Annotated in this window: 17 protein-coding genes; 12 read left to right on the top strand and 5 right to left on the bottom strand. The window is 72.5% G+C overall.

Going from position 1 to position 23,504, the window contains the following annotated elements:
• Window positions 1-72 precede the first annotated feature (72 nt).
• Window positions 73-2,103 (bottom strand): hypothetical protein, encoded by a 2,031-nt coding sequence (locus ACFYW8_RS42585; RefSeq protein WP_389092551.1) that lies wholly within the window; start codon window positions 2,101-2,103, stop codon window positions 73-75.
• A gap of 348 nt (window positions 2,104-2,451) precedes the next feature.
• Between ACFYW8_RS42585 and ACFYW8_RS42580 the strand changes: the two genes are divergently transcribed.
• The 7 genes from ACFYW8_RS42580 to ACFYW8_RS42550 all read left to right on the top strand — a co-directional run bounded on the left by ACFYW8_RS42580 (window position 2,452) and on the right by ACFYW8_RS42550 (window position 13,349).
• Window positions 2,452-3,978 carry a leucyl aminopeptidase gene (locus ACFYW8_RS42580; protein WP_389092546.1) on the top strand — a complete coding sequence of 509 codons (1,527 nt, stop codon included), beginning with the start codon at window positions 2,452-2,454 and terminating at the stop codon, window positions 3,976-3,978.
• Window positions 3,979-4,293: 315 nt separating this feature from the next.
• A complete protein-coding gene (lpdA, locus tag ACFYW8_RS42575) occupies window positions 4,294-5,682 on the top strand; it encodes a dihydrolipoyl dehydrogenase (RefSeq protein ID WP_389092541.1) in 1,389 nt (462 codons plus the stop codon).
• 149 nt (window positions 5,683-5,831) lie between these two features.
• On the top strand, window positions 5,832-7,643 hold the full coding sequence (gene sucB, locus ACFYW8_RS42570) for a 2-oxoglutarate dehydrogenase, E2 component, dihydrolipoamide succinyltransferase (RefSeq protein WP_389092536.1): 1,812 nt from the start codon (window positions 5,832-5,834) through the stop codon (window positions 7,641-7,643).
• Window positions 7,644-7,955: 312 nt separating this feature from the next.
• Window positions 7,956-8,579 carry a GntR family transcriptional regulator gene (locus tag ACFYW8_RS42565; RefSeq protein WP_365881727.1) on the top strand — a complete coding sequence of 208 codons (624 nt, stop codon included), beginning with the start codon at window positions 7,956-7,958 and terminating at the stop codon, window positions 8,577-8,579.
• Between the two features lie 295 nt (window positions 8,580-8,874).
• A complete protein-coding gene (aceE, locus tag ACFYW8_RS42560; RefSeq protein WP_389092528.1) occupies window positions 8,875-11,574 on the top strand; it encodes a pyruvate dehydrogenase (acetyl-transferring), homodimeric type in 2,700 nt (899 codons plus the stop codon).
• 138 nt (window positions 11,575-11,712) lie between these two features.
• Window positions 11,713-12,684 (top strand): helix-turn-helix transcriptional regulator, encoded by a 972-nt coding sequence (locus ACFYW8_RS42555; protein ID WP_389092523.1) that lies wholly within the window; start codon window positions 11,713-11,715, stop codon window positions 12,682-12,684.
• A 143-nt stretch (window positions 12,685-12,827) separates the two neighbouring features.
• Complete coding sequence (locus ACFYW8_RS42550) at window positions 12,828-13,349, top strand: DUF4240 domain-containing protein (RefSeq protein ID WP_261708527.1); 522 nt, start codon at window positions 12,828-12,830, stop codon at window positions 13,347-13,349.
• Between the two features lie 137 nt (window positions 13,350-13,486).
• Here ACFYW8_RS42550 and ACFYW8_RS42545 read toward each other — a convergent pair whose 3' ends face one another.
• Together ACFYW8_RS42545 and ACFYW8_RS42540 are read right to left on the bottom strand one after the other, a co-directional pair.
• Window positions 13,487-13,813 (bottom strand): hypothetical protein, encoded by a 327-nt coding sequence (locus tag ACFYW8_RS42545; RefSeq protein WP_389092519.1) that lies wholly within the window; start codon window positions 13,811-13,813, stop codon window positions 13,487-13,489.
• A gap of 112 nt (window positions 13,814-13,925) precedes the next feature.
• On the bottom strand, window positions 13,926-14,624 hold the full coding sequence (locus ACFYW8_RS42540; RefSeq protein ID WP_365881776.1) for a peptidoglycan recognition protein: 699 nt from the start codon (window positions 14,622-14,624) through the stop codon (window positions 13,926-13,928).
• Between the two features lie 434 nt (window positions 14,625-15,058).
• On the opposite strand from ACFYW8_RS42540, the gene ACFYW8_RS42535 reads away from it, so the two are divergent.
• Complete coding sequence (locus tag ACFYW8_RS42535) at window positions 15,059-16,243, top strand: MarP family serine protease (protein ID WP_389092514.1); 1,185 nt, start codon at window positions 15,059-15,061, stop codon at window positions 16,241-16,243.
• A gap of 143 nt (window positions 16,244-16,386) precedes the next feature.
• The gene (locus ACFYW8_RS42530; RefSeq protein ID WP_389092510.1) at window positions 16,387-17,088 is read left to right on the top strand and encodes a TetR/AcrR family transcriptional regulator; all 702 of its coding nucleotides are present in this window, start codon (window positions 16,387-16,389) and stop codon (window positions 17,086-17,088) included.
• On the opposite strand, the gene ACFYW8_RS42525 is transcribed toward ACFYW8_RS42530, so the two are convergent.
• A complete protein-coding gene (locus ACFYW8_RS42525; RefSeq protein WP_365881717.1) occupies window positions 17,089-17,580 on the bottom strand; it encodes a GNAT family N-acetyltransferase in 492 nt (163 codons plus the stop codon).
• Window positions 17,581-17,652: 72 nt separating this feature from the next.
• Here ACFYW8_RS42525 and ACFYW8_RS42520 point away from each other — a divergent pair, with 72 nt between their 5' ends.
• Window positions 17,653-18,570, top strand: coding sequence for a TIGR01777 family oxidoreductase (locus ACFYW8_RS42520; protein WP_389092504.1), 918 nt, complete (start codon window positions 17,653-17,655; stop codon window positions 18,568-18,570).
• Between the two features lie 615 nt (window positions 18,571-19,185).
• Entirely contained in the window at window positions 19,186-20,577 is a 1,392-nt protein-coding gene (locus ACFYW8_RS42515; protein ID WP_389092499.1) for an NAD(P)/FAD-dependent oxidoreductase, read from the top strand.
• A 131-nt stretch (window positions 20,578-20,708) separates the two neighbouring features.
• Here the strand turns inward: ACFYW8_RS42515 and ACFYW8_RS42510 are convergent, their stop codons facing one another.
• Window positions 20,709-22,184 carry a regulator gene (locus ACFYW8_RS42510; protein ID WP_389092494.1) on the bottom strand — a complete coding sequence of 492 codons (1,476 nt, stop codon included), beginning with the start codon at window positions 22,182-22,184 and terminating at the stop codon, window positions 20,709-20,711.
• 329 nt (window positions 22,185-22,513) lie between these two features.
• Between ACFYW8_RS42510 and lipB the strand changes: the two genes are divergently transcribed.
• On the top strand, window positions 22,514-23,320 hold the full coding sequence (gene lipB / locus ACFYW8_RS42505) for a lipoyl(octanoyl) transferase LipB (RefSeq protein ID WP_389092490.1): 807 nt from the start codon (window positions 22,514-22,516) through the stop codon (window positions 23,318-23,320).
• The last annotated feature ends 184 nt before the right edge of the window (window positions 23,321-23,504 follow it).

Below are 23,504 nucleotides of genomic sequence, written 5' to 3'. Positions count from 1 at the left end.
TTGCACGGCTCGCGAGCGCACCCCGGCCGCGTGGGACCGGGGTGCGCGTCGCGAGCCGCGGAACTGCCGTGCTTACGCGGGCAGGTTCAGCTTGACCGCGGACTGAAGGAGCTCCGGCTTGGTCCAGTCGTTGCGCTGTCCCGCGTAGGGCGTACCGAACGCGGTGGTGCCGACCAGGAGCTGCTTCGTGGTTCCCTCCGGCACGGTCACCGGGATCATGGTCCCGGACGGGGCGGTGACGGTGACGGTGTTGCCGACGCGGTAGGCCGTGACCTTTCCGCTCGCGAGGGCCGTCTGCCAGGCGGTACGGCGCTGCATCTCGGTGCCGATCGCGCTCTGCCGGGGGTTCTGCAGCGGGGTGTTGTCCGCGTAGAGGGCCCGGTAGTCGGAGAGCACCTTGTCCAGGACCGGGTACAGGATGCGGTCCTCGGCCAGGTTGGACTGGTGGACGTAGTGCGGGCGCGGGTCGTTGCCGATGGCGTGACCGAGCGCGTTGCGCGCCTCCAGCGGCACGATGTAGTCGGCGTAGCCGGTGGCCGTGTTCAGCGGGGCCGGCAGGCAGGTGGACGTGGCGTTGTTCTCGCAGAGGCCGCTGCCGCCGTCGGCCTTCGAGGTGTAGATGTAGTTGTACTCGTCGGCCATCTCCTCGGCCTTGCCGGCGTTGTAGTAGACGTTCATCGGGTAGCGGGGGACGGTCATCACACCGTTGCCGACCGAACGCTGCTCGGGTTCACGGGAGTTGTCGGACCCGGTCCACTTGACGCCGTTCGCGGAGAGGGCGCGCGCGAGGTTCGGGTTGTCGTCGGGCTGCTGGGGCAGCGTCTTGAGCCCCGAGTGCTCCCCGGTCACCAGCTCGGTGCGGTCGGTGGAGAGGCCGTGGGAGGCCGCCCAGTTGTTGTTGTCGGCGATCTCCCCGGAGATGTCGGACCGGCTCACGTACTTCGTCGAGCCGTCGGCGTTCTTCGAGCAGGTCCAGGGGACGGTCGTGGTGTCCTGGACGCAGCCGAGGAACAGGTGCGTGTAGGTGTGGTTCATCCAGCGGAACTTGGCCTTGTCGGCGAGCAGCCGGTCCGTGAGGGCGTCCGTGCCGCCGTTCTCGGCCTTCCACTCCTCGCCCGCGCCCGCGTTGAAGACCATGTCGAGCGTGAACCCGTGGTCGGCCTCCCACTGGGCGGCGTAGGCGGCGTCGTCCGCGGTCATCCGGATCGGCGTGGTGGTGTCCTCGCCGTTGCTGCCCGCGCAGTCGATGTCACCGGGCGTGCAGTTGAGCTGGGAGTCCCAGCGGGCGTCCGGCGCGAAGACGTCGTCGACGTGGACGGAGAAGTAGTTCCTGCTCTGTCCGAGGTGCACGCCCTGGGTGAGCCATTCGACGATGCCGCGCGCCAGGACCTTGAACTGCTTCTGGTACTGGTTGTACGCGAAGGTGATCACGAGTTCGTTGCGCCCGTCGTGGGCGTACTGCCCGAGCATCGAACCGCCGGTGGGGGCGTCCAGGTAGCTGGTGAACCCGCCCCTCGGGTGGGCCGCGTAGCCGTAGGTCTCCTGGACGGCCGGGTCGTTGTCCTCGAAGGTCAGCGGTCCGTCGAGGTAGCGGAACGGGCCGGCCGTGCCCGCCGCGGTGATCTGGGTGCGTGCGCCGTCCAGCACACCGGACCAGCCGCCGTTCTGGTCGGTGTAGTCGAGACCGACCTCGGGGTGTGCCCAGGTGTAGGCGTCCACCTGGGGAATGCCGAACGTCTTCTCGTACGTCTCCAGTGCGGTCTGTTCGGCCGAACCCGGGCCGAACGGCGCCTCGTTCGGCAGGACTACGCCCTGGTACTTGGCGCGCGGGGCGCCGTTGACGGTGTCGCTCAGGAACGTCGCGCTGATGGTCGGTCGGCTCGCGTCACCCAGATTGACGGTGGTGTACGGGACACCGGAGTTCTTCAGCTCCGCGGTGATCGCCCCGACCTGGCCCGCGCCGTTGTCGACGACCAGGACCTTCAGATCGATCCGCGGCGTGGCCGCCGCGGACGCGCCGGGTGCCCCCACTCCCAGCGCCAGGAGTCCGGCGGCCCCCAGGACGGCGGCCGTCCCTCTCCACCGATGCAGACTCTGTGCCATATGTTGCGCCTCCCCCTCGAAGATCCCCCACGGGTGGAAACCATGGGGAATCTGTGGAAATCGTGCAAAGCGGTGGGCGGTATGCCCACTGGAACACGATGAGTGTGTCTCAGGTCACCAGGAGTGAGGGGCGGGAATGCAGCACGGCGCCACTTGTGGGTGAACGTCCGTAGAAATGAGCGAAACCCGACCCCGAGCGTAGGCTCGTTCCGGGTACTCGCCCGCCCCCTCAGGGGCCCCGGCAAGGACCGCCCCCGAGGACGGATCTAGGGTCAGCCGTCGGGCCCGGTCGACCCACCCCTTCTCGGCCACACACGAACTTTCAATGGAAGCGGAGATCTCACCACCGTGACTGCTCTCACTCTCAGCACCGCCGCAGCGTCCGGTCTGCGGGCCGACGCGATCGTCGTCGGTGTCGCGAAGGGCCCCAAGGGCCCGGTCGTCGCACCGGGCGCCGAGGCCGTGGACAAGGCGTACGACGGCGGGCTCGCCGGAATCCTGGAGACGCTCGGCGCCTCCGGTTCCGAGGGCGAGCTGACCAAGCTGCCCGCGCCGTCCGGATTCAAGGCCCCCGTCGTGGTGGCCGTCGGCCTGGGAGCGGTCCCCGAGGAGGACGCCGGCTTCGACGCCGAGGTGCTGCGCCGCGCGGCCGGTGTCGCCGCCCGCGCGCTCGCCGGAGCCAAGAAGGCCGCCTTCGCGCTGCCGATCCAGGACGCCGCCGACGCCGGTGCCGTCGCCGAGGGCGCCCGCCTGGGCGCGTACGGCTTCGACGCCTACAAGGAGGCCGGCCGGGGCGACGCGGCCAGGAGCGGCAAGGGTCCGCTCGGCGAGGTGACGCTGCTCGGCGGCAAGCCCAGGGACGCGGCCTACAAGGCGGCCATCGCGCGCGCCACCGCCGTGACCGAGGAGCTCAACCGCGCCCGCGACCTCGTCAACACCCCGCCGAACGACCTCAACCCGGAGTCCTTCGCCGCGGTCGCCACCGCGGCCGGCAAGGAGCACGGCATCAAGGTGACGGTGCTCGACGAGAAGGCCCTGGCGAAGGGCGGCTACGGCGGCATCCTCGGCGTCGGCGCGGGAGCGGTCGCCGGTCCCCGCCTGGTCAAGCTGTCGTACACCTCCGCCAAGGCGACCAAGCACCTCGCGTTCGTCGGCAAGGGCATCACCTACGACTCGGGCGGCATCTCGCTGAAGCCCGCCGGGCACAACGAGACGATGAAGTGCGACATGGCGGGCGCCGCCGCGGTCTTCGCCGCCGTCGTCACCGCCGCGCGCCTCGGCCTGGAGGTCAACGTCACCGGCTGGCTCGCCCTCGCCGAGAACATGCCGTCCGGCTCCGCCACCCGTCCGGGTGACGTGCTGCGCATGTACAGCGGCAGGACCGTCGAGGTCCTCAACACCGACGCCGAGGGCCGCCTCGTCCTCGCGGACGCGCTGTGGAAGGCCTCGGAGGAGAAGCCGGACGCGATCGTCGACGTGGCGACCCTGACCGGCGCGATGGTCATGGCGCTGGGCAACCGCACCTTCGGCGTGATGGCCAACGACGACGCGTTCCGTGCCTCGATCGTCGAGGCCGCAGAGGAGGTCGGCGAGGAGTCCTGGCCGATGCCGCTGCCCGAGCACCTGCGCAAGGGCATGGACTCCCCCACCGCCGACATGGCCAACATGGGCGAGCGCATGGGCGGCGGCCTGGTCGCCGGTCTGTTCCTGCGCGAGTTCGTGGGCGAGGGCATCACCTGGGCGCACCTGGACATCGCGGGCCCCGCGTTCAACGAGGCCGGCCCGTTCGGCTACACCCCCAAGGGCGGTACCGGTTCCGCGGTCCGCACGCTGGTCCGTCTCGCCGAGCTGACGGCGGCCGGCGACCTGGGCTGAGCCTTCGTACGGCGAGCGGCCCCGGGCGTTGACTCGCCCGGGGCCGCTCGTATGGCCGTACGGAGGTTTCGCCCTCGACGAAATCCGCGGGTTCACCCGGCTCCGCACCCCGTCGACGTGATGGATCAGACGTCCCACACACCGGCCCGGCGTCTCGCTCGCCCTCGACAAGTGCAAAGATGGGTTCTCGGCAGGACAGGGCCCCCACCACAGGGCCGTAGAAAGAGCGGCCGGACACCAGCCGACCGACCGGTCAACCACCCGCAAGGGACAACGGTGCCCGGCGTTACGGCGCACATGCATGGAGGACGTGACGTGGCGAACGACGCCAGCACCGTTTTCGACCTAGTGATCCTCGGCGGCGGTAGCGGCGGTTACGCCGCGGCGCTGCGCGGAGCGCAGCTGGGCCTGGACGTCGCCCTGATCGAGAAGGACAAGGTCGGCGGTACCTGCCTGCACCGTGGGTGCATCCCCACGAAGGCCCTGCTGCACGCGGGCGAGATCGCCGACCAGGCCCGCGAGAGCGAGCAGTTCGGCGTCAAGGCCACCTTCGAGGGCATCGACGTACCCGCCGTCCACAAGTACAAGGACGGTGTCGTCTCGGGCCTGTACAAGGGTCTGCAGGGTCTCATCGCGTCCCGCAAGGTGACGTACATCGAGGGTGAGGGCCGTCTGTCCTCCCCGACCTCCGTCGACGTGAACGGGCAGCGGATCCAGGGCCGCCACGTGCTCCTCGCGACCGGCTCCGTACCGAAGTCGCTGCCGGGCCTGGAGATCGACGGCAACCGCATCATCTCCTCGGACCACGCGCTCGTCCTGGACCGCGTCCCGCAGTCCGCGATCATCCTGGGCGGCGGTGTCATCGGCGTGGAGTTCGCCTCCGCGTGGAAGTCCTTCGGCGCCGAAGTGACGATCGTCGAGGGTCTCAAGCACCTCGCGCCCCTCGAGGACGAGAACTCCTCCAAGCTTCTTGAGCGCGCGTTCCGCAAGCGCGGCATCAAGTTCAACCTGGGCACCTTCTTCTCGAAGGCCGAGTACACCCAGAACGGCGTCAAGGTCACCCTCGCCGACGGCAAGGAGTTCGAAGCCGAGCTGCTGCTCGTCGCCGTCGGCCGCGGCCCGGTCTCGGCCGGTCTCGGCTACGAGGAGCAGGGCGTCGCGATGGACCGCGGCTACGTCCTGGTCGACGAGTACATGCGCACGAACGTGCCGACCGTCTCCGCCGTCGGCGACCTCGTCCCGACGCTCCAGCTCGCGCACGTCGGCTTCGCCGAGGGCATGCTGGTCGCCGAGCGGCTGGCCGGTCTGAAGACCGTCCCGATCGACTACGACGGTGTCCCCCGCGTGACGTACTGCCACCCCGAGGTCGCCTCCGTGGGTATCACCGAGGCCAAGGCCAAGGAGATCTACGGTGCGGACAAGGTCGTCGCCCTGAAGTACAGCCTGGCGGGCAACGGCAAGAGCAAGATCCTCAACACCTCGGGCGAGATCAAGCTCGTCCAGGTGAAGGACGGTGCCGTGGTCGGCGTCCACATGGTCGGCGACCGCATGGGCGAGCAGGTCGGCGAAGCCCAGCTCATCTACAACTGGGAAGCGCTGCCCGCCGAGGTCGCTCAGCTCATCCACGCCCACCCGACGCAGAACGAGGCGCTCGGCGAGGCCCACCTCGCCCTCGCGGGCAAGCCGCTGCACGCGCACGACTGATCAGCCCCGGCCGGGTCCGCCCGGCCGCCGGCCGTACCCAGTCCCCGCGTCGAGCAGGGCGCGACGACGACCACAGACTTCCGCACCTTCCCCTAGCTCTCGATTCCGATCGAGAGCTAGGGGAACCCCAATAAGGAGCAACAGAAACCATGCCGGTTTCCGTAACCCTTCCGGCACTCGGTGAGAGCGTCACCGAGGGCACTGTCACCCGCTGGCTGAAGGCCGAGGGCGAGCGCGTCGAGGCCGACGAGCCGCTGCTGGAGGTGTCGACGGACAAGGTCGACACCGAGATCCCCTCCCCCGCCGCCGGCATCCTGGCGTCCATCAAGGTCGCCGAGGACGAGACCGTCGAGGTCGGCGCCGAGCTGGCCGTCATCGACGACGGCACGGGCGCGCCCGCCGCCGCCCCGGCTCCCGCCGCCGCCGAGGCCCCTGCCCCGGCCGCCCCCGCCCCGGTCGCCGAGGCCCCCGCGGCCCCCGCCCCGGTCGCCGAGGCCCCCGCGGCCCCGGCCCCGGTCGCCGCCCCCGCCGCTCCGGCCGGTGGCGCCTCCGGTACCGACGTCGTGCTGCCCGCGCTGGGCGAGTCGGTCACCGAGGGCACCGTCACCCGCTGGCTGAAGGAGGTCGGCGAGGAGGTCGCGGAGGACGAGCCGCTGCTCGAGGTCTCCACGGACAAGGTCGACACCGAGATCCCCGCGCCGGTCGCCGGCGTGCTGCTGGAGATCGTCGTCGGCGAGGACGAGACCGCGGAGGTCGGCGCCAGGCTGGCCGTCATCGGCGCACCGGGTGCGGCTCCCGCCGCCGCCGCGCCGGCCGCCCCCGCCGCTCCCGCCCCGGCTCCGGCCGCCCCCGCCGCTCCCGCCCCGGCCCCGGCCCCGGCCCCTGCTGCTCCGGCCGCCCCGGCCGCCGCCGCCCCGGCTCCGGTCCAGCCGGCCGCTCCGGTCGCACCCGCCGCCCCGGCCCCCGCGCCGGTCGCCGCGCCCGCTCCCGTCGCCCCGGCCCCCGCGCCCGCCGCCACCGCCGGTGACGACGGCGCGTACGTGACCCCGCTGGTGCGCAAGCTCGCCGCCGAGAACGGCGTCGACCTGGCCGCCGTCAAGGGCACCGGCGTCGGCGGTCGTATCCGCAAGCAGGACGTCATCGCCGCCGCCGAGGCCGCGAAGGCCGCCGCGGCCCCGGCTCCGGCCGCCGCCGCCCCGGCCGCCGCCGCCAAGAAGGCGCCGGTCCTGGAGGCCTCCCCGCTGCGCGGCCAGACCGTCAAGATGACCCGCATCCGCAAGGTCATCGGCGACAACATGGTGAAGGCCCTGCACGAGCAGGCGCAGCTGTCCTCGGTCGTCGAGGTCGACATCACCAAGCTGATGAGGCTCCGCGCGCAGGCGAAGGACTCCTTCGCGGCCCGCGAGGGCGTCAAGCTCTCCCCGATGCCGTTCTTCGTGAAGGCGGCGGCCCAGGCGCTGAAGGCCCACCCGGCCGTCAACGCCCGGATCAACGTGGACGAGGGCACGATCACCTACTTCGACACCGAGAACATCGGTATCGCGGTGGACTCGGAGAAGGGCCTGATGACCCCGGTCATCAAGCGCGCGGGCGACCTGAACATCGCCGGCATCTCGAAGGCGACCGCCGATCTGGCGGGCAAGGTCCGGGCGAACAAGATCACCCCGGACGAGCTGTCCGGCGCGACCTTCACCATCTCCAACACCGGCTCGCGCGGCGCGCTCTTCGACACGATCATCGTGCCGCCGAACCAGGTCGCGATCCTGGGCATCGGCGCCACGGTCAAGCGTCCGGCCGTCATCGAGACGGAAGAGGGCACCGTCATCGGCGTCCGCGACATGACCTACCTGACGCTCTCCTACGACCACCGTCTGGTGGACGGCGCCGACGCGGCCCGTTACCTGACCGCGGTCAAGGCGATCCTGGAGGCGGGCGAGTTCGAGGTCGAGCTCGGCCTGTAACCAGCACCGCTCGCACGCTGACACGGCACCCCCGTCCGGACCTCCGGGCGGGGGTGCCGTGTTTGTGCGCGGGCCGGGTTCCCGTGGCCGCCGTTCTTCCGCCGGACCCCGGGTTCGGCGGTCACATCGACGGCACGAATCCGGACTTCACCCGGTACGAGCCCGTACGGACGGGAACACTCTGACAGCGTGTAAGTCTCGTCTCACCTGCGGGAAAGCGCCGCCATGCACCCCTCACCGACCAGGGCGCGGCCTTATTGTCTAAAGGTCAAACGCCCTCGGGGTCCCGCCACCCCTCCCAAAGGAGCCTTCATGACCGCGCCCGTCGTCCACTCGCTGCGCGAACAGATCCGCGAGCACATCGTGGAGGGGATCGTCAGCGGGCGCTGGAAGCCGGGCGAGCGGATCGTGGAGCGACGGATCGCCACCGAGCTGGAGGTCAGCCAGACCCCGGTCAGGGAGGCGCTGCGCGAGCTGGAGTCGCTGCGGCTGATCGAGTCGGCGCCGAACAAGGGCGTCCGGGTGCGGAATCTGACGGCCGCCGACCTGGAGGAGAGCTACCCCGTACGAGCCGGCCTGGAGGCCATCGCGGCGGAGCTGGCCGCCGGCAGGCTGGCGGAGGACTGCTCGACCCTTGAACCCCATGTGACCGCGCTGTACGAGGCCGACCGGCTGGCCGACGGGACCGGCCAGGTGCGGCACACCGTGGGGTTCCACCGCGAGCTGGTCCGGGCGGCCGGGAACTCCGTCCTCCTGCACACCTGGGAGGGCCTGGGCATCGAGGTCTTCACGGCCCTGTCCATCCGCTGGCTCGGGACCGTGCAGCAGTCGTACGCGGAGGAACACGAGGCCCTCGTGGACGCCTTCCGGCGGCGCGACCCGCTGATCGCCGACCTCGTGAAGGCCCATGTCCTCGGGTGCGCCCCGCGCCCGTGAGGGACGGTCGGGCGAACCGGGCGCAGCGGAGCACACCCGCGCTCAGGCGTGCTCCCACCTGCGAGAACCTCCGATTTTCACGGCACGCCGTGCCTGGCTCCAAGGCACCCCGTGCCGACTTTCCGATCTGAAGAGGATTTCCCTCGGAATCCTTTGATCGATCATCGATCAGGGGGTTACAGTCCTCGACGGGCTCCTACAAGAGCCCACCGCCCTGTCCTGCCATAGACCAAGGGCACCCCCGAACACCCCTTGCCGACGAGGGAACCCCCCTCCGCATCCGGAAGGCGGCGCAATGACCGACCCCACCGCAATCCAGCCGAGCGAGCTCGACCAGCTCCCGGACCGCGACCCCGAGGAGACCGCCGAATGGCAGGCCTCCCTGGACGCCGTCACCCAGGCGGCCGGGCCGCACCGTGCCGCGTACCTGATGCGCCGCACGCTGGAGCGCGCCGAGGGCAACGGTCTCGCGCTGCCCAAGCTGCTCGAGACCGACTACGTCAACACCATCCCCACCTCCGCCGAGCCCGCCGTTGACGGCGACGAGGCGATGGAAGCCAGGATCACCGCGTGGAACCGCTGGAACGCGGCCGCGATGGTGACCCGGGGCGCGAAGCACGGCGTCGGTGGCCACATCGCCACCTTCGCCTCCGCGGCCTGGCTCTACGAGACCGGCTTCAACCACTTCTTCAAGGGCAAGGAGGGTGACGGGTCCGGCGACCAGCTCTACATCCAGGGCCACGCCTCCCCCGGCATCTACGCCCGCGCCTTCCTCGACGGACGCCTGAGCGAGCAGCACCTGGACAACTTCCGCCAGGAGTCGGGCGGCAACGGCCTCCCGTCGTACCCGCACCCGCGCCGACTGCCCTGGCTGTGGGAGTTCCCGACCGTCTCCATGGGCCTCGGCCCGCTGTCGGCGATCTACCAGGCCCGCTTCAACCGCTACCTCACCAACCGCGCCGTCAAGGACGTCTCCGCGTCCCACGTGTGGGCGTTCCTCGGTGACGGCGAGATGGACGAGCCGGAGTCGACGGCGGCACTCGCGCTCGCCGCCCGCGAGGGTCTGGACAACCTGACCTTCGTCATCAACTGCAACCTGCAGCGCCTCGACGGCCCGGTCCGCGCGAACTTCAAGATCGTGCAGGAGCTGGAGGCGCAGTTCCGCGGCGCCGGCTGGAACGTCGTGAAGTCGCTGTGGGGCTCGGCCTGGGACGAGCTGTTCCAGCTCGACACCACGGGCGCGCTCGTCCGCCGCCTGCGCCAGGTACCCGACGCCCAGGTGCAGACGTACCAGACCCGCGACGCCGCCTACATCCGCCAGGACTTCTTCGGCGCCGACCCGGCGCTCGTCGAGATGGCGAAGCTGCTGAGCGACGACAAGATCTTCGAGTGCTTCCACCTCTCGCGCGGCGGTCACGAGGCCCGCAAGGTGTACGCGGCCTACCGCGCGGCCCTCGCCCACAAGGGCGCGCCGACGGTGATCCTGGCCCAGACGGTCAAGGGTCACACCCTCGGTCCGGGCTTCGCGTCGAAGAACGCCAACCACCAGATGAAGAAGCTGTCCACGGACGAGTTCAAGCAGATGCGTGATCTGCTCGAACTGCCCATCTCCGACAGCCAGTTCGTCGACGGTGTGGTGCCCTACGGCCACCCGGGCGCCGACTCCCCCGAGGTCCGTTACCTCCAGGAGCGCCGCGCGGCCCTCGGCGGCCCGGCCCCGGCCCGCCGCACCCACGCGCTGGCCCCGCTGCCGGCCCCCGCCGACAAGACGTTCGCGTCCTTCGACAAGGGCTCCGGCACGCAGAACCTGGCGACGACGATGGCGTTCGTCCGGCTGGTCAAGGACCTGGTCCGCGACAAGCAGACCGGCCGCCGCTGGGTGCCGATCGTCCCGGACGAGGCCCGTACCTTCGGTATGGAGTCGCTCTTCCCGTCGCTGGGCATCTACTCGCCCAAGGGCCAGACGTACGAGCCGGTCGACCGCGACCAGCTGATGTACTACAAGGAGGCCAAGGACGGCCAGATCCTCAACGAGGGGATCACCGAGGCCGGTTCCATGGCGGACTTCATCGCCGCGTCCACCGCGTACTCCACGCACGGTGAGGCGATGATCCCCTTCTACATCTTCTACTCGATGTTCGGCTGGCAGCGCACGGCCGACCAGATGTGGCAGCTCGGCGACCAGCTCGGCCGCGGCTTCCTGGTCGGTGCCACGGCGGGCCGTACGACCCTGACGGGTGAGGGCCTGCAGCACGCGGACGGCCACTCCCCCGTCATCGCGGCGACGAACCCGGCGGCGCTGTCCTACGACCCGGCGTTCGCGTACGAGATCGCGGCGATCGTCAAGGACGGTCTGCGCCGGATGTACGGCGAGGCGGCCCCGGGCGAGGACCAGGACGTCTTCTACTACCTGACCGTCTACAACGAGCCGATGCCGCAGCCCGCCAAGCCGGCCGGTGTCGACGAGGGCATCCTCAAGGGCCTGTACCGCTTCAACACGGCGGAGTCGGCGGGCCTGGACGTGGCCGCGGCGAACCCCCCGCGCATCCAGCTGCTCGGCTCCGGTACGGCCATCCACTGGACCCTGGAGGCCCAGCGGCTGCTCGCGGAGGAGTGGGGGGTGGCCGCCGACGTGTGGTCCGCGACCTCGTGGACCGAGCTGCGCCGTGACGCCCTGGAGGCCGACGCGGCCCTGCTGCGCGGCGAGGAGCGGGTGCCGTTCGTCCGCCAGGCGCTGCAGGGCGCCGAGGGCCCGGTGCTCGCTGTCTCCGACTACATGCGCCAGGTCCCGGACCAGATCGCGCAGTGGGTCGAGCAGGACTGGTCCTCGCTCGGCGCCGACGGCTTCGGTCTCTCGGACACCCGCGCGGCGGCCCGCCGCCACTTCGGCGTGGACGCGCAGTCGATCGTCGTCGCGGCGCTGGCGCAGCTCGCCCGCCGCGGTGAGGTCAAGGCGTCCGCGGTGAAGGAGGCCCGGGAGCGCTACGGCCTGTAGCACCCGGAGCGGAACGCGGAGAAGGGGTACGGCGGTCGCCGTACCCCTTCTCGGTCTTTCCCGGCGGCCGTGCGCGACGGTCTCGCGGGGTCGGCCGCCCGTCCCCGCGTTGTCAGTGGTGCCCGGCATGATGAACCCATGCGTGCCGCTCGCCTGATCAAGATGGTGCTGCTGCTCCAGGCCCGCGCGTCGATGACCGCCGCCGAGCTGGCGCGGGAGCTGGAGGTGTCCGAGCGCACGATCACGCGGGACGCGCAGGCGCTGTCGGAGGCGGGGGTCCCGGTGTACGCGGACCGGGGGCGGACCGGCGGCTACCGCCTGGTCGGCGGGTACCGGACGCGGCTGACGGGACTGGCGCGGAGCGAGGCGGAGGCGCTCTTCCTGAGCGGGGTGCCGGGGGCGCTGCGCGAGATGGGGCTCGAGGACACCGCGTCGGCGGCCCGGCTGAAGGTGTCCGCGGCGCTGCTGCCCTCCGTGCGGGACGCCTCACGCACGGCGGCGCAGCGGTTCCATCTGGACGCGCCCGCCTGGTTCAGCGAGCCGCGGACGCCGGAGCTGCTGCCCTCGGTCGCGGACGCGGTGTGGGACGACCGCCCGGTCCTCGCGCGCTACCGGCGGGGCGGGTCGGAGGTGGAGCGGACACTCGAACCGTACGGGCTCGTCCTGAAGGCGGGCGTCTGGTACCTGTGTGCGCGGGTCGCGGACGCGGAGGCCTTCCGGGTGTACCGGATCGACCGGTTCACCGCCGTCGACCTCGGTGCGGAGCGGTTCCGCCGGGACGACGGGTTCGACCTGCCCGCGTTCTGGGAGGAACGGGCCGAGGAGTTCGCCCGGTCCGTCCTGCGGTCCGAGGTCGTCGTACGGCTGTCCCCGGAGGGCGTACGCCAGCTGCCGTACGCCCTTGATCCCGTGTCCGCGAAGGAGGCGCTCGGCACGTCCGGCGCTCCCGACGGACAGGGCCGGCTGACCCTCAGGCTCCCGGTCGAGTCGGAGGAGGTCGCGCGCATACAGCTGCGGGGGCTGGGGCCGGAGGTGGAGGTGCTCGCTCCGGCGGCCCTGCGGGAGCGCTGCGCCGAGGACGCGGCCCGTTCGGCGGCGCACTACCGGTGATTCGCGGGCCCTGTGGGGCCCCTTCCCGCCACCCGATTGAAATGCGTACGAACCAGCCGGTTTTACCTTGGGCATGTGCATGCATAACAATCTGCGCCACTCCGCGTGCGTCCCTCCCTTCCAGGCCCGATGCTGGACCCGTGATGGACGAGACGGAGTTCTGGCAGCTGGTGGACACGACCCGCGAGACTGCCGAGGGCGACCCCGAGGAACAGGCCGATCTGCTCGTCGAGCGGCTCGTCCAGCTCGACCCGGACTCCGTCCTGGACTTCGCCCGGCACTTCGAGTCCCGCTACAACCGCGCGTACCGCTGGGATCTGTGGGGCGCGGCCTGGGTGCTGCTCGACGGGGCCAGTGACGACGCCTTCGACTTCTTCCGGTGCTGGCTGATCGGCCAGGGCCGGGAGGTCTTCGAGGGCGCCATGCACGACCCCGACACGCTCGCCGAGCTCCTGGAGGATTTCGACGAGGAGATCGACGGTGACGGCGAGGAGCTGGGCTACGCGGCCGACGAGGCCTACGAGCAGCTGACCGGTGCGGTCGCGCCCGCCCTGGGCATCCCGGCCGCGGCCGCGGAGCCCGAGGGCACCCCGCTCGAATTCGAGAACGAGTCCGTCATCGCGGAGCGCTACCCCAAGCTGTGGGAGCGGTTCAGGGAGGACTGACGGGACCGACGGGGACCGGCGGGACCAGCTCCGGGCCTGGCGGAACCAGCTGCCGGACCGGCGGAACCGACTGCGGGCCTGACGGGACCAGCGTCTCAGGCGTCGCCGGCCCGCTTTCGGACAGTGGTCCGTCGGCGTCAGGCCGTGGTCCGCCGGCGCTGGGCCGCGGGTCCTCGGCCGGCGAGGTCCGAGGGGATGTACGCCCGCGGCTGTTCGGCACGCACCGTGTGACGCATCGGGGCCGCGTTGGCCTGGTCCAGCGCGGACTCCGTGACCGCCGCCGGGCCCAGCACGACCGTCGCCACCGCGCAGACCACCGCCCACGGACCGCGCGCGGTCTTCACCCAGCCGCCGGCCGGTTCCGCGTTCCCCGCGTCCCGCCCGCCGGCGATGTACCCCTCCGCGCGCCCCGGGTGCGCCCCGCTCCCCGCGCGGCGCGCGGGCTCCGTCCGACTGGTCCTCATGATCCCCACCTCCGGTCAGTGCGTACTTCGACCGTAGGACGCACGGCTCTGGGGACTCTGTGAGCGGCCGGGGACGTACCTGTGACTGCCGGCGCGGGGCCGGGCCGAGCGGTCAGCGGCCCTGGTAGCGGGCCGCCAGGGCGCGGATCTCGGGGAGGCGGGCCGTGATGGCCGCGCCGGGGCAGCTGGTCATGAAGGCGGCGTTGTGGCCGGAGACGGTGGAGAGCACGGCGGAGGTGCCCGACGTGTAACGGCTGAGGCTGTTGCTGGAGACGAGGCGGACCGTGCCCCGGGGGTCGACACCGGCGAGCCCGAGTTTCCAGGCCGTGAGGCGGGCGATCGCGTCGGTCATGGCCCTGGGCACCGGTGCTCCCGCCGTGAAGGTGCCGATCGCGGCGATCCCGGCGGAGCGATGGTTGAAGCCCTGCGTATGCGCCCCGGTGACGGGCCGGTCGACGCCGCCCGCGCGGCCCTCGTAGATCGTGCCGCAGCGGTCGACGAGGAAGTTGTAGCCGATGTCGTCCCACTGTTTGGCTCCGGTCTGGCCCGCGTAGACGTCGCGGATGATGCGGGGCACGTCGGCGCAGTCGTAGCCGTTCGGCGAGTCGGTGTGGTGGATGAAGACCGCGACGACACGGTCGTCGTAGCGGGGCGGTGGCTGTTTGCTCGTGGTCGCGGCGTCGAGCCACTTCGAGCGCGGCACGATGGGCGGCCGGGCGACGGGGCGGGGCACGGTGAGCCGGGCCGCGACCGGGGGCGGGGTCGGTGCGGACGGGCGGGCCGCCGTGCGGTCCACCCCGGCCGCGCACATCACCAGCGCCGCGAGGGCGAGCAGGCCGGGTACGCACCCGAGGAGGATGAGAACGGGTCTCGGCGGCCCCACCTGCGCACGCCGGCGCACGGCGGACGGCACCGGGGCGCGGGGCGCTCGCCCCGCTCCTGTCTGATCCTCGCGGGCCCGGGGCGCCGGACGTCCGTGGCGCCCATGACGCACGGGACGGGGCGCTTGCTCCCCGCTCCGTATTCGAGGCCCCCGCGGCTTCCGGAAGACACGCATGGAGCCACCCTGACCCGGATCCGCGCGGGCCGCGATGTGTGGTGTGCCACCTGGTGGAACCATCGGACGTGCCCGGGACGTTTCTACAGGTCCACGGGTGTGTGGCCGTTTCCGCGGCACCGGACGCGCGTGGCTGATCACTGGGCCCGCCCGACGCGTACTAAGGGGCCCTAGAGAAAGGCGGCTCCGTGGACGTGCTCGACCTCCTGCTGATGCTGGTGATCCTGGTCTACGCGGCGTCCGGGTACCGCCGCGGCCTGGTGGCCGGATGCGTCTCGCTGGCCGGTTTCGTGGGCGGCGCCGTCATCGGCGTATGGGTGCTGCCCTGGATCATGGAGCTGGTCACGGCGGGGACGCCGACGGCGACGGTGACGGCGGTGCTCACGGTGCTGGTGCCCGCCGTGGTGGGTCACGAGCTGGCCGGGCGGCTGGCGCTGAAGCTGCGCCGCGAGCTGGACCAGGGGCCGTTGCGGGTGGCCGACGGTATCGGCGGGGCCGCGGCGAACACGCTGGCCGTGCTGCTGGTGGCCTGGGTGGCGGCGAGCGTCCTCGGCGCGTCCTCGTCGACGGTGGTGACACAGTCGATCCGCAACTCGGCACTGCTCGGCGCCGTTCAGAAGACGATGCCGGAGACCACGCCGACCTGGTTCTCGCGCGCGACCTCGGCGCTCACGGAGGCGGGCTTCCCGCAGGTCTTCAACCCGTTCGAGAACGAACCGACGGCCGGTGTCGCCAAGCCCTCCGGGGACAGTGTGACGCCGTCCGCGACGAGCTCCGCGAAACTGAGCACCGTGAAGATCGAGGGCGTCTCGGGCAACCAGGGCCGGGAGGGCAGCGGCTTCGTCTACGCCTCCCGGCACGTGATGACCAACGCGCACGTGGTGGCGGGCATCGACCGGCCGACCGTGCGGGTGGGCGGGGTCGGCCGCGCCTACCAGGCGCGGGTGGTGCTCTTCGATCCGCAGAAGGACGTCGCCGTCCTGTACGTGCCGGGTCTGCGGGCCTCCGTCATCCCCTTCGACGGGGTCGCCTCGCGCGGCGACTCCGCGGTGGTGGCGGGCTACCCGCAGGACGGCGGCCTCGACCTCCAGGCGGCCACGGTCGCGAACCGCATCAACGCCACGGGGCAGAACATCTACAGCTCCGGCACGGTCACCCGCGAGATCTACTCGATCCGCTCGACCGTCCGTCCGGGCAACTCCGGCGGTCCCCTCCTCACCACCGACGGCAAGGTGTACGGCGTGGTCTTCGCCCGTTCGACCTCGGACAGCGAGACGGGGTACGTCCTGACGGCGCACGAGGTCGCGGGCGACGCCAAGAAGGCCGCACACGCCACGGCCCGCGTGGACACGGGCGCCCTCGTCACCTCCTGACCGTCGTCACCTCCCGACCCCCGGCGCGTCCTGACCGTCGCCGCTTCCCGACCCCCGGCGCCTTTTGACCGTCGCCGCTTCCCGACCCCCGCCACCTCCCGACCCCCGCGCTCGCGTGGCACGCTTTGCCGCGTCGGCGAAACATGCCCTCCGCTCCTCTCCACGCGTACGCTTTCCCCGTGAGCAGCCAGCCGTCCTCCGCGCCCGAAGCCCCCGCGCTCTCGCTGACCGAGCGCCGCAAGGCGGCGACCCAGCTCGACATCGCGCGGGCGGCGGCGGAGCTCTTCACGGAGTACGGTCCGGACGGCACCACGGCGGAGGACATCGCCCGCCGGGCCGGGGTGGCCCTGCGCACCTTCTACCGCTACTTCCGCAACAAACAGGACGCCGTGGGCCCGCTGCTCGCCGCCGGAGGCGACCACTGGCGTGCGCTGCTCGCGGCGACGGAGCCGGGCACGACGCTGCCCGGGGCACTGGAGCGGGCGATCGGAAAGGCCCTGTCCGCCCGGGACCCGCACGCGGCCGAGAGACTGGAGCAGACCCGTACGCTGCTGCGGGCGGCCGTCGGCGATCCGGCGCTGCGCGCCGTCTGGTACCGGGTGAACCAGGAGTCGGAGGAGCACCTGATCCCGGTGGTCGCCCGGCTGGCGGGCACCGGCGCGGACCCGCTGGAGACCCGGCTGACCGCCGCCGCGGCCACGGACGCGATCCGGATCGCCCTGGAGACCTGGGCTGCCACGGACGCGGCGGCCGACGGACCGGGTTCACCCGCCGAGCTGGCGGTCCGCTGCCTGCGTCATCTCATGGGCGGCCCGCGCCCGGTGCCCGCCGACGGCGAGAACTGATCAGAGCGGACGCCCCATCAGGACGTCGTCCACGTACGCGCCGTCCAGCAGGAACTCCCCGGGCAGGATCCCCTCGACGACGAACCCCTCGGACTCGTACAGCGTGCGCGCGGGGGTGTTGTGGCCGAGCACGCGCAGCGTGATGCGCCGGGCGCCCTGGCGGCGGGCCTCCTCGCGGGCCGTCCGCAGCAGCGCGCGGCCCACCCCCGCGCCGCGCGCCTCGTCGGCGACGGCGAGTCCGAGGATCTGGCGTACGTGCGTGTTGGAGGCGAGCGAGGTCGGGAAGCCCAGCCGGATGTACCCCACCAGCCGGCCGTCGAGCTCGGCGACGAAATGGTCCCCGGGACCGAACCGCGCACTGTAGAAGGGTTCGTAAGGCGGCTGGGGGCGCGGCATGACGGCGTGCAGCGTGGACCAGGTGTCGCGGTCGAGCCGGCCGAGCGCGTCCTCGTCGTCGAGGGTGGCGGTGCGTATCCGCGGAGCAGCTGACATACCGGCAACTGTACGGGCGCCGCGCTGGGGCCCGTTCCGTGGAGTCCGCCGCGGCGCGGGCAGGATGGACCCATGAGCGACTCACCGCTGTCCCCGGGTTCCCGCATCGTGATCGCCGGCTCGTCCGGTCTGATCGGCTCCGCGCTGGCGCGCTCGCTGAGCGCCGAGGGGCACGAGGTGGTCCGGCTCGTGCGCCGTGAGCCGCGCTCGCCGGACGAGGTCCGATGGGATCCGCAGCGGCAGCGGATCGACGCGGTGGGGCTCATCGGGTGTGCCGCGGTGGTCAATCTGGCGGGGGCCCCGGTCGCGGGGCGGCCCTGGACGCGGGCGTACAAGCGGATGATCCGGGACAGCCGGGTGCTCGGGACGGCGACGCTCGCGGAGGCGGTGGCCTCGCTCGACGAACCGCCGCGGGTCTTCGTCAACGGGAGCGCGATCGGGTTCTACGGGGACACCGACGGCCGCGCGGTGGACGAGTCGGCACCGCCCGGGGACGGCTTCCTGCCCTCCGTCTGCGTGGAGTGGGAGGAGGCGACGGCTCCCGCGCAGGAGGCCGGGGTGCGCACGGTGCTGCCCAGGACCGGGCTCGTGGTGGCCCACGAGGGAGGGGCATGGGCCAGGCTGCTCCCGCTGTTCCGGGCGGGCCTCGGGGGGCGGATGGGGAACGGGCGCCAGTACTGGAGCTACATCGCGCTGCACGACGAGGTGGCCGCGATCCGGCATCTCATCGACACCCCCTCGCTGTCCGGTCCGGTGAACCTGACCGCTCCCGACCCGCTCACCAACGCCGAGATCACCGAGGCCATGGGCCGCGTCCTGCACCGCCCGACCCTCCTGACCGCCCCCGCCCCGCTCCTGCGCCTCGCCCTCGGCGACATGGCCGAGGACATCCTGGGCAGCCAACGCGTCCTGCCCACCCGCCTCCTGGAATCGGGCTTCACCTTCGCGTTCCCCTCGATCGAGGGAGCACTGCGAGCGGCCCAGGACTGACCGGGGCATCTCCGGGGCATCTCCGGGGGAGCCCTGGGGGAGCCCCGGGGCAGCTCTCCCCCTCCCCCGCGTGATCCGCTCCGGGGGATCCCGCCGCCTCCGGACGCACCCCGAACAGGTGACCGCCCCCAGCGAGCCCCCGCGCCACCGGGCGATCCGCGCCAAACGGGCCACCGCCCCCGGGCGGGCTCAACGTCCCCGGGCCGGCCACCACCCCCGGACGGGCCCACGGTCTCCGGGCGGACCCACCCTCCCCGGGCATCACCGCCCCGCGGGGCGCAGCCACCTGACCGGGTGCCGCCTCACCGGGTGCCGCCCGGCGAGGTCCGCACCGAACGGGTCACCGCCCCCGGGCGGACCCACCCTCCCCGGGCGTCGCCGCCCCGCGGGGCGCAGCCGCCTCACCGGGTGCCGCCCGGGGCGGACGTGCCGCCTCCGGCGGGTCCAACTGCCCACGCCGGGCGGGCACATGCACCCCCCGTGCCCCCGTGCACGGCCGTCGCGCCACTTCCCCCGGACGTCCGTACCTCGCACCCTCGATCCGAACTCGGGTATTCCAGAAGCGTGTTGGGGGCATGACGTCCCCACCGGCCGCGCAACCTCGAGGAGGGGCACGTGCTAGAGCCCGCACGCCAAGCCGCGCACACGGCGAAGATCGCGAAAGACGTGGACGTCGTCGTCGTGGGAGCCGGTGTCGCCGGCCTCGCGGCCGCACGGCATCTGACCGGGGCGGGGCTGAGGACCGCCGTCCTGGAGGCCGCACCCCATGTGGGCGGCCGTATGTCCACGGAGAAAGTCGACGGCTTCCGGCTGGACCGGCTCGGCCGGCTCCTGTCCACCTCGTACCCGGAACTGCGCCACACCCCGGGCCTGGGTGCCCTGGTCCTGTGCCCGTTCTCCCCGGGCGTGCTGCTGCACAGCGACGGCCAGCGCGTCCAGGCGGGCGCGCCCGGCACTTCCCGGAGCGCGAGGGGCGCACTCACCACCGCGCGCGCCCTTGCGAGCGCCCCCCGTCTTCCGCTGCCCCGGCCCGCACGCGGAACCGCCCGCCCCGGACCACTCGGCAGCCCCCTCGACCAGTCCCGTCTCAGCACGGCCCTCGCGCGCCTCGCCGCCACCACGCCGGAGCGTCTGCTCGCCCGCCCGGACCTCACCACGGCGGGGGCGCTGGCCGCCCGGGGCCTCCCGGCCCGTACGGTCGACACTTTTCTGCGCCCCCTCCTCGCGGCCCTGCTGTGCGACCCGGAGCTCCGGACGTCGAGCCGTTGCGCCGACCTCGCGCTGCACTCCTTCGCCACGGGCCGGCTATGTCTTCCGGAGGGCGGCGCGGACGCGCTCCCCGAGCTGCTCGCGGCCGCCCTTCCACCCGGCACCGTGCACACGGGCGTCGAGGTCACCGCCGTCTCCACGACCCGTGTGACGACGAGGGAGCACGGCGAACTCCGCTGCCGGGCGCTCCTGTTGGCGACCGGGGCCCGCGCCGCCGCCCAGTTCCTGCCCGGACTGCACGTCCCCGCCTTCCATCCGGTGACCGTCCTGCACCACACGACGGACGAACCCCCGCTCCCCGAACCGGCGTTGCTCCTGGACGCCGACCGGAGCGGCCCGGTGGCGCACACGGCGGTCGTCAGCCAGGTCGACCCGACCCGGGCACCCGACGGCCGCGCCCTGATCTCCTCGACCGTGCTGGGCACTCCGCCCGCCGCGGCCCACCTGGACGCGACGGTCCGCGCCCAACTGGCGCGCCTCTACGGCACGTCGACCACCCGCTGGGAACTGCTGGCGGTCCATCACGAACCCGAGGCCGTCCCGGCGATGCCGCCACCGAACGACCCGCGCCGCCCGGTCCGGCTGCTCGCGGGCCTGTACGTGTGCGGCGACCACCGGGACACCAGCACGGTGCAGGGCGCGCTGCACTCGGCCAGGCGGGCCGCCCACGCCCTCCTGACGGACCTGGACGTCCGCCCGGCCCCGTTAGCGGAGCCATTGGAATCCGCGGCAGCCTGACCCGTGGCTCCGGGCCGCAGCCCACGGGCCCGGAGCCGCCGCAGGCCGGGGACCACGGACACCGCCCCGCAACCGAGCTTCCCGGTCTCCGGCACCCCAGGCCGGAGACCGGGGACGCCCCGGCCTCCCGCTCAGCTCAGCGCGGCCACCTTGTCGCGGTAGCCGCGGACGGGTGCGGCGTCCTTGTACGGTTCGAGCCGTTTCTCGAAGTCCCGTACGTACTCGACGGCCCGCGCCGACCGCATCTCCGCCGCCTGTCCCGCGGCCTCCGCGCCCAGCAGACAGGCCTGGTCGAGCTCTCCGAGCCCGAGCCGCGCCGAGGCGAGCACCACCCGGCAGAACAGCCGGCTGCGCGCGTAGCCGGGCGCCCGCAGTTGCAGCGAGCGTTCGGCGTGCTGCGCGGCCGCCCGGAACTGCTGAAGGTCCCGGTGGCAGTGCCCGAACTCGTCGGCGAGCTGCGCCTCGTCGAAGTACCGGGCCCAGTGCGGGACTTCGTCACCGGTCCGGGAGGTCTCCAGCGCGCGCTCGGCCCGGACCAGGGAGGCCGTGCAGGCCCGTACCTCGCCGAGCACGCCGTGGCCGCGCGCCTCGACGGCGTGCAGCAGCGCCTGCACGACGTGCGGACCCCCCGAGCCGAGGCCCTGCTGGGCGACCCGCGCCAGTTGTACGGCCTCGCGCCCGTGCCCGAGGTAGACGGCCTGCCGGCTCATCGTGATGAGCACGTAGGAGCCGTACACCCGGTCGCCCGCGGCCTGCGCCAGGCGCAGCGCCTGGACGAAGTACCGCTGCGCGAGTCCGTGCGCGCCGATGTCGTACGACGTCCAGCCGGCGAGCCGGGTGAGGTCGGCGGCGGCGGCGAACAGGTGCCGGCCGGTCTGCTCCCCGTACGTGCCGCGCAGCATCGGCTCGGCCTCGTGCTCCAGATAGCGGACCAGTGCCTGGCGGGCGTGGCCGCCGCCGTAGGCGTGGTCGAGGGCGCGGAAGAGTTCGCCGACCGAGCGGAGGGCGGCGATGTCCCCGCCGCTGACCCGCTGGCCGGGGCCCCGCTCGGTCCGGCCCCGCTGCCGGGACGAGGGTCCGCCCTGCTCGGGCGGCGCCGTGATCCTGGGCACCGCCGGGCGGCCCTGGGCCGGTACGCGGGAGGGCTGGTCGCCGCGGGCGACCCGGTCGTCGGCCCGGCCGATCAGCCAGTCCCGGCTGGGCACGACGAGGCCCGCCGGGGTGAAGGCGATCTTGCGGAGCTCGGCGTGGCTGCCGGAGTCCTTGCGCCACAGGCCGCTGACGATGTCCACGGCCTCCTCGGGGGTCGCGGCGAACTCCAGCCCCGCGTACACCGGCGCGCAGGCGTCGAGTCCGAGGTCCTGCGCGCTCAGGCGCCGGCCGAGGCGGCGGGTGAAGACCTCGGCGATGAGCGCGGGAGTGGTCCCGCGGGGCTGCTGGCCCCGCAGCCACCGGGTGACGGATGTCTTGTCGTATCTCAGGTCCAGTCCGTGTTCGAGCCCGAGCTGGTCCACGCGACGGGCGAGACCTGCGTTGGAGAACCCCGCTTCTGCGATGAGCGCGGCGAGCTGTCGATTGGGAGTGCGCTGCGCGGGTCGTTCCGTCATCTGCGGTGCGGTCTCCTGCCTTCGGGTCCCCAAGGGGCCGCGGGGCGGCGTGGAACATGCTTGCGCCCCCCGAGAACTCCCTGTGCCCGGATTGCCTGTGAGCAGCCCTTATGGCCTCGTGAACGGCGCGAATGTAGCGGAGCGTGAGCACGGCATCGCACACATCGACATTCATTCATCCGATCGTGTGAGGATTAGCTGTCGGGCTGACGCGGATCGGACGGACGTACAGTGGCGTGGGCGCGGCACGGACCTGACGAAAGGTTCCTTCGCACGCCCCGCACGGGGACCACCACGTGCCCGAGGAAGCTTCTAGGGAGGCGCTTGCCGTGAGTGAGTTGCGGTTCGTCCGCATGGGATTCGGTGCCGAGGCCGTCGAGTACCAGGAGGCGTGGGACGAGCAGCGTCGCGTGCACGCCGCCCGGTTCCTGGACGAGATCCCGGACACCTGTCTGCTCCTGGAGCACCCGCCGGTCTACACCGCGGGCCGGCGCACGGCGGACAACGAGCGGCCCCTGGACGGCACGCCCGTCATCGACGTGGACCGCGGCGGCAAGATCACCTGGCACGGTCCGGGGCAGCTGGTCGGCTACCCCATCCAGAAGCTCCCGCGTCCCGTGGACGTCGTAGCACATGTACGCCGTCTGGAAGAGGCTCTTATCCGTACGTGTGCGGAGTTCGGCCTGGAGACGAGCCGGGTCGAGGGCCGCAGCGGCGTCTGGATCCTCGGTGACACCAAGGACCCCGCCGAACGGAGCTCCGCGCTCGGAGGCCTCTCCCTCGACTTCGATCCTCGACTGACGGACGAGGAGTTCGACCCGCGGCTCAACGGCCCGGAGTACGCCCCGTCCAACGCGGGCCAGCGCCGCGAGGACCGCAAGATCGCCGCGATCGGCATCCGCGTGGCCAAGGGCGTCACGATGCACGGCTTCGCCCTGAACGTGAACCCGGACAACGCCTGGTTCGACCGGATCATCCCGTGCGGCATCCGCGACGCGGGTGTCGCCTCCCTCGCCGGCGAGCTGGGCCGCGAGGTGACCATCGCCGAGGTCCTCCCGGTGGCCGAGAAGCACCTCGGAGACATCCTGGCGAACGCGGACCTGAAGCCGCGCGTCGTCGAAAGCGCACCGGCTTAGCCCCGGCGCGCCGTGGAACGCGCGCCGGCCCGGAGTCCGCGCGCCGTGGGGGGGCCGGGCCCCGGGGGCCCGGCCCCCCCCCCCGGCCCCCCCCCGGCCCCCCCCCCCCCCCCCCCAAGGTTGCCCCCCCCGGGGGCCCCGAACACCCCCGCGGAACCCGGGTGTCAGCGCAAAAACGCACGTA

It is taken from the genome of Streptomyces sp. NPDC002742 (assembly GCF_042888885.1).
GTDB lineage: Bacteria > Actinomycetota > Actinomycetes > Streptomycetales > Streptomycetaceae > Streptomyces.
The sequence above is the reverse complement of the archived record's forward strand: the minus strand, read 5'-3'. Positions and strand labels throughout refer to the sequence as shown.

Bases quoted from the DNA above. Each gene is read 5' to 3' on its own strand.
- ACFYW8_RS42585 (WP_389092551.1), bottom strand. From the start codon at position 2,103: ATGGCACAGAGTCTGCATCGGTGGAGAGGGACGGCCGCCGTCCTGGGG.
- sucB (WP_389092536.1), top strand. From the start codon at position 5,832: ATGCCGGTTTCCGTAACCCTTCCGGCACTCGGTGAGAGCGTCACCGAG.
- ACFYW8_RS42565 (WP_365881727.1), top strand. From the start codon at position 7,956: ATGACCGCGCCCGTCGTCCACTCGCTGCGCGAACAGATCCGCGAGCAC.
- aceE (WP_389092528.1), top strand. From the start codon at position 8,875: ATGACCGACCCCACCGCAATCCAGCCGAGCGAGCTCGACCAGCTCCCG.
- ACFYW8_RS42555 (WP_389092523.1), top strand. From the start codon at position 11,713: ATGCGTGCCGCTCGCCTGATCAAGATGGTGCTGCTGCTCCAGGCCCGC.
- ACFYW8_RS42550 (WP_261708527.1), top strand. From the start codon at position 12,828: ATGGACGAGACGGAGTTCTGGCAGCTGGTGGACACGACCCGCGAGACT.
- ACFYW8_RS42545 (WP_389092519.1), bottom strand. From the start codon at position 13,813: ATGAGGACCAGTCGGACGGAGCCCGCGCGCCGCGCGGGGAGCGGGGCG.
- ACFYW8_RS42540 (WP_365881776.1), bottom strand. From the start codon at position 14,624: ATGTGCGCGGCCGGGGTGGACCGCACGGCGGCCCGCCCGTCCGCACCG.
- ACFYW8_RS42530 (WP_389092510.1), top strand. From the start codon at position 16,387: ATGCCCTCCGCTCCTCTCCACGCGTACGCTTTCCCCGTGAGCAGCCAG.
- ACFYW8_RS42525 (WP_365881717.1), bottom strand. From the start codon at position 17,580: ATGTCAGCTGCTCCGCGGATACGCACCGCCACCCTCGACGACGAGGAC.
- ACFYW8_RS42520 (WP_389092504.1), top strand. From the start codon at position 17,653: ATGAGCGACTCACCGCTGTCCCCGGGTTCCCGCATCGTGATCGCCGGC.
- ACFYW8_RS42510 (WP_389092494.1), bottom strand. From the start codon at position 22,184: ATGACGGAACGACCCGCGCAGCGCACTCCCAATCGACAGCTCGCCGCG.